7 protein-coding genes are annotated in these 8,673 nt (G+C 65.0%); 4 read left to right on the top strand and 3 right to left on the bottom strand.

What is annotated here, in order from left to right; translation table 11 throughout:
- Positions 1-71 precede the first annotated feature (71 nt).
- A complete protein-coding gene (gene exaC, locus IAE40_RS19025; RefSeq protein ID WP_054892793.1) occupies positions 72-1,592 on the bottom strand; it encodes an acetaldehyde dehydrogenase ExaC in 1,521 nt (506 codons plus the stop codon).
- 265 nt (positions 1,593-1,857) lie between these two features.
- Here exaC and IAE40_RS19020 point away from each other — a divergent pair, with 265 nt between their 5' ends.
- The 4 genes from IAE40_RS19020 (at position 1,858) to IAE40_RS19005 (ending at position 6,148) form a co-directional block, all read left to right on the top strand.
- Positions 1,858-3,822, top strand: coding sequence for a sigma-54-dependent Fis family transcriptional regulator (locus IAE40_RS19020; RefSeq protein WP_200603695.1), 1,965 nt, complete (start codon positions 1,858-1,860; stop codon positions 3,820-3,822).
- A 66-nt stretch (positions 3,823-3,888) separates the two neighbouring features.
- Positions 3,889-5,238: a UDP-N-acetylmuramate:L-alanyl-gamma-D-glutamyl-meso-diaminopimelate ligase gene (mpl, locus tag IAE40_RS19015; protein ID WP_200603694.1), complete on the top strand. Its 1,350-nt coding sequence runs from the start codon at positions 3,889-3,891 to the stop codon at positions 5,236-5,238.
- Positions 5,235-5,864: a flavin prenyltransferase UbiX gene (ubiX, locus tag IAE40_RS19010; protein WP_063542582.1), complete on the top strand. Its 630-nt coding sequence runs from the start codon at positions 5,235-5,237 to the stop codon at positions 5,862-5,864. Before mpl ends, ubiX begins: the two co-directional genes overlap by 4 nt.
- Complete coding sequence (locus IAE40_RS19005) at positions 5,861-6,148, top strand: YceK/YidQ family lipoprotein (protein WP_153774447.1); 288 nt, start codon at positions 5,861-5,863, stop codon at positions 6,146-6,148. The genes ubiX and IAE40_RS19005 overlap by 4 nt, the downstream gene beginning before the upstream one ends.
- Before the next feature lie 108 nt (positions 6,149-6,256).
- Here IAE40_RS19005 and IAE40_RS19000 read toward each other — a convergent pair whose 3' ends face one another.
- Both IAE40_RS19000 and IAE40_RS18995 read right to left on the bottom strand, forming a co-directional pair.
- Positions 6,257-6,901, bottom strand: a complete 645-nt coding sequence (locus IAE40_RS19000) for an oxidoreductase (RefSeq protein WP_054892798.1) — start codon at positions 6,899-6,901, stop codon at positions 6,257-6,259.
- A gap of 27 nt (positions 6,902-6,928) precedes the next feature.
- Positions 6,929-8,662, bottom strand: a complete 1,734-nt coding sequence (locus IAE40_RS18995) for a C13 family peptidase (RefSeq protein ID WP_200603693.1) — start codon at positions 8,660-8,662, stop codon at positions 6,929-6,931.
- Positions 8,663-8,673: the final 11 nt, after the last annotated feature.

Here is an 8,673-nt window from a genome sequence, read left to right as displayed (position 1 = left end):
CCCCCCCCGCCCCCCCCCCCCCCCCCCCCCCCCCCCCCCCCCCCCCCCCCCGCCCATGGGCGCACCTCGGTTTAGAAGAAGCCCAGCGGGTTGATGTCGTAGCTCACCAGCAGGTTCTTGGTCTGCTGGTAGTGGTCGAGCATCATCTTGTGGGTTTCACGGCCGACGCCGGACTTCTTGTAGCCACCGAACGCGGCATGCGCCGGGTACAGGTGGTAGCAGTTGGTCCACACGCGGCCGGCCTTGATGCCCCGGCCCATGCGGTAGGCGCGGTTGATATCGCGGGTCCAGACGCCGGCACCCAGGCCGAACTCGGTGTCGTTGGCGATCGCCAGGGCTTCGGCTTCATCCTTGAAGGTGGTGACGCTGACCACCGGGCCGAAGATTTCCTCCTGGAACACACGCATCTTGTTGTTGCCCTTGAGCAGGGTCGGCTGGATGTAATAGCCGGTGGCCAGCGAGCCATCGAGTTGCTCTACCTTGCCGCCTGTCAGCAGCTCGGCGCCCTCTTCCTGGGCAATCTTGAGGTACGACTGGATCTTCTCGAACTGCTGCTGCGAGGCCTGCGCGCCGACCATGGTATCGGTGTCCAGTGGGTCGCCGCGCTTGATCTGCAGCACCTTCTTCATCACCACTTCCATGAACTGCGGGTAGATCGACTCCTGCACCAGGGCGCGGGACGGGCAGGTGCACACCTCGCCCTGGTTGAAGAAGGCCAGCACCATGCCTTCGGCGGCCTTCTCGATGAAGGTCGGCTCGGCTTGCATGATGTCTTCGAAGTAGACGTTCGGCGACTTGCCGCCCAGCTCCACGGTGGACGGGATGATGTTCTCGGCGGCGCATTTCATGATGTGCGAGCCCACCGGGGTGGAGCCGGTGAAGGCGATCTTGGCGATGCGCTTGCTGGTGGCCAGCGCTTCACCGGCTTCGCGGCCGTAGCCCTGGACCACGTTGAGCACGCCCTTGGGCAGCAGGTCGCCGATCAGTTCGAGCAGTACGGTGATGCCCAGCGGGGTCTGCTCGGCGGGCTTGAGCACCACGCAGTTGCCGGCGGCCAGGGCCGGGGCGAGCTTCCAGGCGGCCATCAGCAGCGGGAAGTTCCACGGGATGATCTGGCCGACCACGCCCAGCGGTTCGTGGATGTGGTAGGCGACAGTGTTTTCGTTGATCTCGGCGGCGCCGCCTTCCTGGGCGCGAATGCAGCCGGCGAAATAGCGGAAATGATCGACCGCCAGCGGGATGTCGGCGTTGAGGGTCTCGCGGATCGGTTTGCCGTTGTCCCAGGTTTCGGTGATGGCCAGTACTTCGAGGTTCTGCTCGATGCGGTCGGCGATCTTCAGCAGAACGTTGGAGCGGTCCTGCACGCTGGTGCGGCCCCAGGCGTCGGCGGCGGCGTGGGCGGCATCCAGGGCTTTGTCGATGTCTTCGGCAGTGGAGCGGGGGAATTCTGCGATCAGCTTGCCATTCACCGGCGAGGTGTTCTCGAAGTATTGCCCTTTGACCGGAGCTACGAACTCGCCGCCGATGTAGTTGCCGTAGCGGCTCTTGAACGAGACTTTGGCGCCCTCGGTACCGGGATGTGCGTAACGCATGGTGTGTCTCCTGGCTATTGTGTTTGTTGGGGAGTTGGAAAGCGTAGAGCAAAGGTCGGGCCAGTGCTTTGCAGCCCTTTGCGATCAATGACTTGGATCAGTTGTCGAGCGACTTCGAGCGGGTGTTGTGCCGAGTGCGGTACAGGCAGGGTGACACTTTGTGCCATTGGCGAGACGTTGCTGACTCGACGGTCGGACCGTCATTGCAAAGCGTTCCCGGGAGGAGGATGCTGGCGGGACGCTTCATCTGCGGAGAACAACAAAAATGCAGAGCAACGCTTTCAGTCGCCATGCCCAGCAGGTACTCACGGTCGCTCGCGGGCAGCCCCACGGCCCGGCCAGCGACCCGTCCATCGCGCGCTCCTGGCTGCGCTGCCTCGAGGACTATCACCTCGACCCTGCGCTGGCCCAGGCTCCGGTGGTGCTCGAGCACTGGCGCCTGCTGGAGAGTCGCGAACGCCTGCAGCAGGTGCTGCAGATCGCCGATGGCGAGATGAACAGCCTGCATCAGCAGTTGTCCGGCTCGGGCCACGCGGTGCTGCTTACCGATGCCCGCGGCGTGATCCTCAACTGCGTCACCGCGCCCAGCGAGCGACGGATCTTCGAGCGTGCGGGGCTGTGGCTGGGTGCAGACTGGAGCGAGGCGCGCGAGGGCACCAATGGCATCGGCACCTGCCTGGTCGAGCGCCAGGCCCTGACCATTCACCAGGACGAACACTTTCGTGGCCGCCATACCGGGCTGACCTGCTCGGCCAGCCCGGTGTTCGATCCGCACGGCGAGCTGCTGGCCGTGCTCGATGTATCCTCGGCGCGCCCGGATGTCTCGCGCCAGAGCCAGTTCCATACCATGGCGCTGGTCAACCTCTCGGCGAAGATGATCGAGAGTTGCTATTTCCTGCGGCACTTCGAGCATCACTGGTTGTTGCGCTTTCATCTGCAGGCCGAGTCGGTCGGGCTGTTCAGCGAGGGGCTGCTGGCCTTTGACGGCGATGGCCGGGTCTGTGCGGTCAACCAGAGCGCGCTGAACCTGTTGGGCAGCATTCGTGGCGGGGTGCTGGGCAAGCCGGTCGGGCGCTTCTTCGCCTGCAGTCACGACGAGCTGTTCAGCCGCGCCACGACGCAAGGCAGCGCGGCCTGGCCGCTGCGGACCCATGACGGGCGTCAGGTCTTTGCCAGCGTGCGCGGGCAGGCGCACAAGCCGGTGTGGTCGGTGCCAGCGTCCTTGCCGCTGGCCACCCCGCGTGCCGAGCCTGGCATCTGCCTGCTCGACCCGGCCCTGCAACGGGATTTTCATCGTGCGTTGCGGGTTTACCAGCGCGACGTACCATTATTGCTGCGTGGCGAAACCGGTTGCGGCAAGGAGGCGTTTGCCCAGGCCGTGCACCAGGCCAGCGAACGTAGCGCCAAGCCGTTCGTGGCGATCAACTGCGCATCGATTCCGGAAAGCCTGATCGAAAGTGAACTGTTCGGCTATCGCGGCGGCAGTTTCACCGGGGCGCGCAAGGAAGGGATGCGCGGCAAGCTGCTGCAAGCGGACGGTGGCACCTTGATGCTGGACGAGATCGGCGACATGCCGCTGGCCCTGCAGACCCGCCTGCTGCGTGTGCTGGAGGAGCGTCAGGTGGTGCCGATCGGGGGTGAGCCGCAGGCGGTGGACCTGCGCATCGTCAGCGCCACTCACCGGGATCTGCTGGAGCGGGTGGCGCAGGGGGCGTTCCGTGAGGATCTGTATTACCGGCTCAATGGGCTGGAAGTTGCGCTGCCAGCGGTGCGTGAGCGCAGCGACAAGGCTCAGTTGCTGGATTTCCTGCTGAGTCAGGAGGCCGAAGGGCAAGCCATCGAAATCGCGCCCGAGGCGCGTGAGGCGTTGTTGGAATTTGCCTGGCCGGGGAACGTGCGGCAGATGCGCAACGTGCTGCGGACCTTGGTGGCGTTGTGCGATGGTCAGCGCATCGAGCTGTCGGACCTTCCCCAGACCGTTGTGGGAATGGGATTGCCCCGCGCTGGCTCAAGCGGGGGCAGCGATGTTGACTGTGCTGACGCCATCGCGGGGCAAGCCCGCTCCCACAGTAATGATCTTGCACCGCTGGAAAGTGCCGAGCGCGATGCACTGTTGAGGGTGCTGGAGGCAAACCGCTGGCACATGACCCGTGTCGCCGAACACTTGGGCATCAGCCGCAATACCTTGTATCGAAAACTGCGCAAACACGGTATCGCCAGGGCCAGTTGAGCGAAACAGCGGGTGCGATTTCCCTCGCCCTGGGCTACCCTGCCTCGATGTTTTGCGAGGTCGATCATGCACATTCACATTCTCGGTATTTGCGGCACTTTCATGGGTTCGCTGGCGGTGCTCGCCAAGGAGCTCGGCCATCGCGTCACCGGTTCCGACGCCAACGTCTATCCGCCGATGAGCACTCAGCTCGAGGCTCAGGGCATCGAGCTCACCCAAGGCTACGATCCGGCCCAGCTGGAGCCGGCTCCTGACCTGGTGGTGATCGGCAATGCCATGTCGCGTGGCAACCCTGCCGTGGAATACGTGCTGAACAAGGGCCTGCCCTACGTCTCCGGCCCGCAGTGGCTGGCCGACCACGTGTTGCAGGGCCGCTGGGTGCTGGCCGTGGCCGGCACCCATGGCAAGACCACCACCAGCAGCATGCTGGCCTGGGTGCTGGAGCATGCGGGCATGAGCCCGGGCTTCCTGATCGGCGGCGTGCCGCAGAACTTCTCGGTCTCGGCGCGCCTGGGCGGCACGCCGTTCTTCGTGGTCGAGGCCGACGAATACGACAGCGCCTTCTTCGATAAGCGTTCGAAGTTCGTGCATTACCACCCGCGCACCGCGATCCTCAACAACCTTGAGTTCGATCATGCGGACATCTTCCCGGATCTGGCGTCCATCGAGCGGCAGTTCCACCATCTGGTCCGGACCATTCCGAGTGAGGGGCTGGTCATCCACCCGACCACCGAGCAGGCGCTCGAGCGGGTCATCGGCATGGGCTGCTGGACTCCCGTGCAGACCACTGGCGAAGGTGGCCAGTGGCAGGCGCGCCTGCTGAGTCCGGACGGTTCGCGCTTCGAAGTGCTGTTCGAGGGTGAGGTTCAAGGGGTGGTGAACTGGGCCTTGACTGGCCAGCACAACGTCGCCAATGCCCTGGCCACGCTCGCCGCCGCGCGCCATGTCGGCGTGGTGCCGGCCATGGGCATCGATGGCCTCAGCGCCTTCAAGAGCGTCAAGCGGCGCATGGAGAAGGTCGCCGAGGTGCAGGGTGTGACCATCTACGACGATTTCGCCCACCACCCGACCGCCATCGCCACCACCCTCGACGGCCTGCGCAAGCGTGTGGGCGAGGCACCGGTGATTGCGGTGATCGAGCCGCGTTCCAACTCCATGAAATTGGGCGCTCACCGTGATGGCCTGCCGGAAAGTGTCAACGACGCCGACCAAGTGATCTGGTACGCGCCGCCCAACCTGGGCTGGGACCTGGCCGCCACGGCAGCGCAGTGCTCGGTGCCGAGCGTGGTGGCCGACAACCTCGAGGCGATCATCGAGCGGATCAAGGGCCAGGCACGTCCGGGTACCCATGTGGTGATCATGAGCAATGGCGGCTTCGGCGGTCTGCACGGCAAGCTGGCCGAGGCCCTGAAGTGAGCGGCCCGGAGCGCATCACCCTGGCGATGACCGGCGCCTCGGGGGCGCAATACGGCCTGCGCCTGCTCGATTGCCTGGTGCGTGAGGACCGTGAGGTGCACTTCCTCATCTCCAAGGCTGCGCAACTGGTGATGTCCACCGAAACCGACGTGCTGTTGCCGCCCAAGCCACAGGCGATGCAGGCCTTCCTGACCGAATACACTGGCGCTGCCGATGGGCAGATCCGCGTGTATGGCAAGGAAGACTGGATGTCGCCGGTGGCCTCGGGCTCCGGCGCACCTGCGGCGATGGTGGTGGTGCCCTGTTCGACCGGCACGCTGTCGGCAATCGCCACCGGTGCCTGCAACAATTTGATCGAACGGGCAGCGGACGTGACGCTCAAGGAGCGCCGCCAGCTGATCCTGGTGCCGCGTGAAGCGCCGTTCTCCACCATCCACCTGGAGAACATGCTCAAGCTCTCGCAGATGGGCGCGGTGATCCTGCCGGCGGCGCCGGGCTTCTATCACCAGCCGCAGACCATTGATGACCTGGTGGACTTCGTTGTCGCGCGAGTGCTCAACCTGCTGAACATCCCCCAGGACATGTTGCCGCGCTGGGGCGAGCATCATTACGGGGTCGATGATTGAAGCGCGCGTTGGCAGGCTTGCTGCTGCTGGGCTGCTTGAGTGGTTGCGCGACAGTGCGAACGCTGGATGCCAACCAGCCGGGGGCGCCGGTGGTGTATGCCGGCACTCGGCTGGACCTGTATGTGATGAATGGCGGGTGCTGCCCTGAGGATCGCTTCGGGGCCAAGGCACCGGGCTATCCTGCGCTGGATCTGCCCGGTAGCATGTTGCTCGATACGCTGCTGCTGCCGTTGTCGGTGCTGACGGCGCTGGGGGTTGGGTTCAACGCCAGCGGCGGCTTGTAACGGCCCTGTCCGCGGGTAAACCCGCTCCCACAGGGATCGCACCGTCTTTGAACCCTGTGCGGGCCTGTGGGAGCGGGTTTACCCGCGAAGAAGCCTTGGAAGGTATTGCTATTTCTTGCCCAGCTTGCGCAACTCGTCAGACTCGACCACGCGGATCCCGTCCTCTTCCTCCAGCGCCAGCCGCCACAGCGCCCGGGCCAGGGTGCAGGCCTCGATACCTTTGTACTTGCCGGGAATCAGACGGGCGAATGGCCCGGCCAGTCGCTCGGCCAGCCGGGGTTCGAGCCGTTCGCCCAGCAGCAGCGACGGCCGTACGATGGTCAACTGCGGCCAGTCCTGAGCCTTGAGCGCTTCTTCCATCTCGCCCTTGACCCGGTTGTAGAAAATCGATGATTTAGGGTCTGCACCGACTGCACTGATCACCAGCAGATGGCGTGCGCCCAGCTCGCGTGCGCGCTTGCTGAAGGCCACGACCATGTCCAGGTCGACTGCACGGAAGGCGGTTTCGGAGCCGGCCTGCTTGAGTGTGGTGCCCAGGCAGCAGAAGGCGATATCGACGCGCCCGGCCAGTTGCGGGAGAAACACCGCCGGGTCACCCACCGGGTTTTCCAGGTGCGGATGCTCGGCCAGCGGCCTGCGGGTAGGCGCCAGCACACGGCTGATGGTGGGTTCGTTGAGCAGGCGGTCGAGCAGGTGTTCACCTGTAAGACCCGTGGCTCCGGCAAGCAGGACATGCTGAGGCGTCAAGTACATGATGTCTCTCCCTTGTTACAGCTCAGCTTAGCGGGTTCCAGGCTTTTTTGCCTGCTCCGGCGCGGCTGGCTGGGCCTTGTTCTTCAAGGCCTCCTCGGCTTGTTGCCGACGCAGTCGCTGCCAGTGCGCGAGCACCTGTGGCGGTGCCCAGATCTGCGGCTCGGAGGCCTCGAAACCTTCCCTTCGTTCCCGTTCGGCAACGCTTTTGCGCGCCAGTTCAAACGCTTGTTTCAGGTCGTCGGTCTGGTTCAGTGCCTGGGCGAACAGGGCATCGCCGAAATAGGTGAAGTCGGCTTCTTCGGAGCAGCCGAACGAGACCCGGTCAGGGCGCGCTGCCGTCATGATCAGCGTGCGTTCATCCTTGAGCGGGGCGATGTAGCCACCTGAATAGCAGGCGGAGATGACAATCACCTTGTCGCGATCTTTCAGGGGGGAGAGGGCGTTGGCCAGTTCGTCCGCTGACAGGTCGGCCAGTTGCAGGCGCGGCTGGTCGAGTACCAGTTGGTGGTCATGGCTGCCGTGGCTGGTCAGGTAGACGAACACGATATCTTCCGGGCCACTGCGTTCGGCCAATGTACGGGCTGCACGGGTGAGGTTCTCGCGGGTGGCCATCGGGCGGTCGGCCAGGTGGTCGCGGTGATTGACCAGGGTGACCTGACCGCGGGCGCCGAAACGCACCCTGAGCATGTTGCTGACATAGTCGGCTTCGCGCAGGAACACGCTCTGCTGGCCATCGCCGGCCAGGACCAGGCTGTACAGCTGGATGGGTGGGGCCGAGCGCGGCACCTTTGCCAGCGCCTCGTCGAGCAGCTTGCCCTGGTTGAGCAGGGCAAGGTCCAGCGGGTCGGGCAGCAGCGAGCCCTTGTCGTCGCGCACGCGCACGCCATTCATCCACTGACCGGCCTCGACGCGGCCATCGGCCTGGATCAGCCGGCCGCTACCCTGGTAGACGTCGTTGGCGAAGCCGCCAATGTACTGGCTGCCGTCGGCCAGGTGCAGATGGCCCTTGCCTGAGAAGCGCCAGTCCTGGAAGCCGCCCTTGTAGTGGCTGCCGTCGCTGCCCAGCAACTCGCCCTGGCCGCTGAGCGCGCCATCCTTGAAGTCGCCGATCCACACGTCGCCGTCGGCGTTTTCGTAGCGGCCGCGGCCTTCGAGGCGGTTTTCCTTGAATTCGCCGATGTACTGCTCGCCTTCGACGCTGTCGAAGGTGCCGGCACCTTCGAGTTGACCATTGATGAAGTGGCCGCTGAACTGGTTGCCGCTGGCATCGCTGCGCACTCCGGCGCCATTGGGCTTGCCTTTGGCGAACAGGCCTTGGTAGCGGCTGCCGTCAGCCAGTTCGAGCTGGCCGGCGCCGTCGTACTGGTCATCCTTGAACTGGCCGCGGTAGGTCTGGTCGTGCTGCTTGAGGGTGCCTTCGCCGTCGCGCCGGCCATGCTTGAAGGTGCCGGCATAGTGGCTGCCAGGGGTCGTCAGGTCGCCCAGGCCTTCGAACAGCCCGGCGGCGAATTGGCCGCGATAGACCTCGCCATTGCTGCCGTGCCATTCACCCTGGCCATGCCACTGACCGTCCTTGAACGTGCCCGCATACCAGCTGCCGTTGGGATAGTCGATGCGGCCTTCGCCCTGCAGCAGACCATTGACCACCTCACCCCGGTAGCGCCCGCCGTCGGGCAGGCGCGCGTCCGGCGGCGACAGCGGTTCGCCTTCGCCACAGGCAGCGAGCAGCAGGATCAGGGTCAGGGGCAGCAGCGGGCGCATGGCGTAATCCG

Source organism: Pseudomonas sp. S44 (assembly GCF_016624805.1).
Taxonomy (GTDB): Bacteria; Pseudomonadota; Gammaproteobacteria; order Pseudomonadales; family Pseudomonadaceae; genus Aquipseudomonas; species Aquipseudomonas machongensis.
The sequence above is the reverse complement of the archived record's forward strand: the minus strand, read 5'-3'. Positions and strand labels throughout refer to the sequence as shown.

Excerpts from the sequence above, each read along its gene's own strand:
- exaC (WP_054892793.1), bottom strand. The coding sequence starts at position 1,592 with ATGCGTTACGCACATCCCGGTACCGAGGGCGCCAAAGTCTCGTTCAAG.
- IAE40_RS19020 (WP_200603695.1), top strand. The coding sequence starts at position 1,858 with ATGCAGAGCAACGCTTTCAGTCGCCATGCCCAGCAGGTACTCACGGTC.
- mpl (WP_200603694.1), top strand. The coding sequence starts at position 3,889 with ATGCACATTCACATTCTCGGTATTTGCGGCACTTTCATGGGTTCGCTG.
- IAE40_RS19000 (WP_054892798.1), bottom strand. The coding sequence starts at position 6,901 with ATGTACTTGACGCCTCAGCATGTCCTGCTTGCCGGAGCCACGGGTCTT.
- IAE40_RS18995 (WP_200603693.1), bottom strand. The coding sequence starts at position 8,662 with ATGCGCCCGCTGCTGCCCCTGACCCTGATCCTGCTGCTCGCTGCCTGT.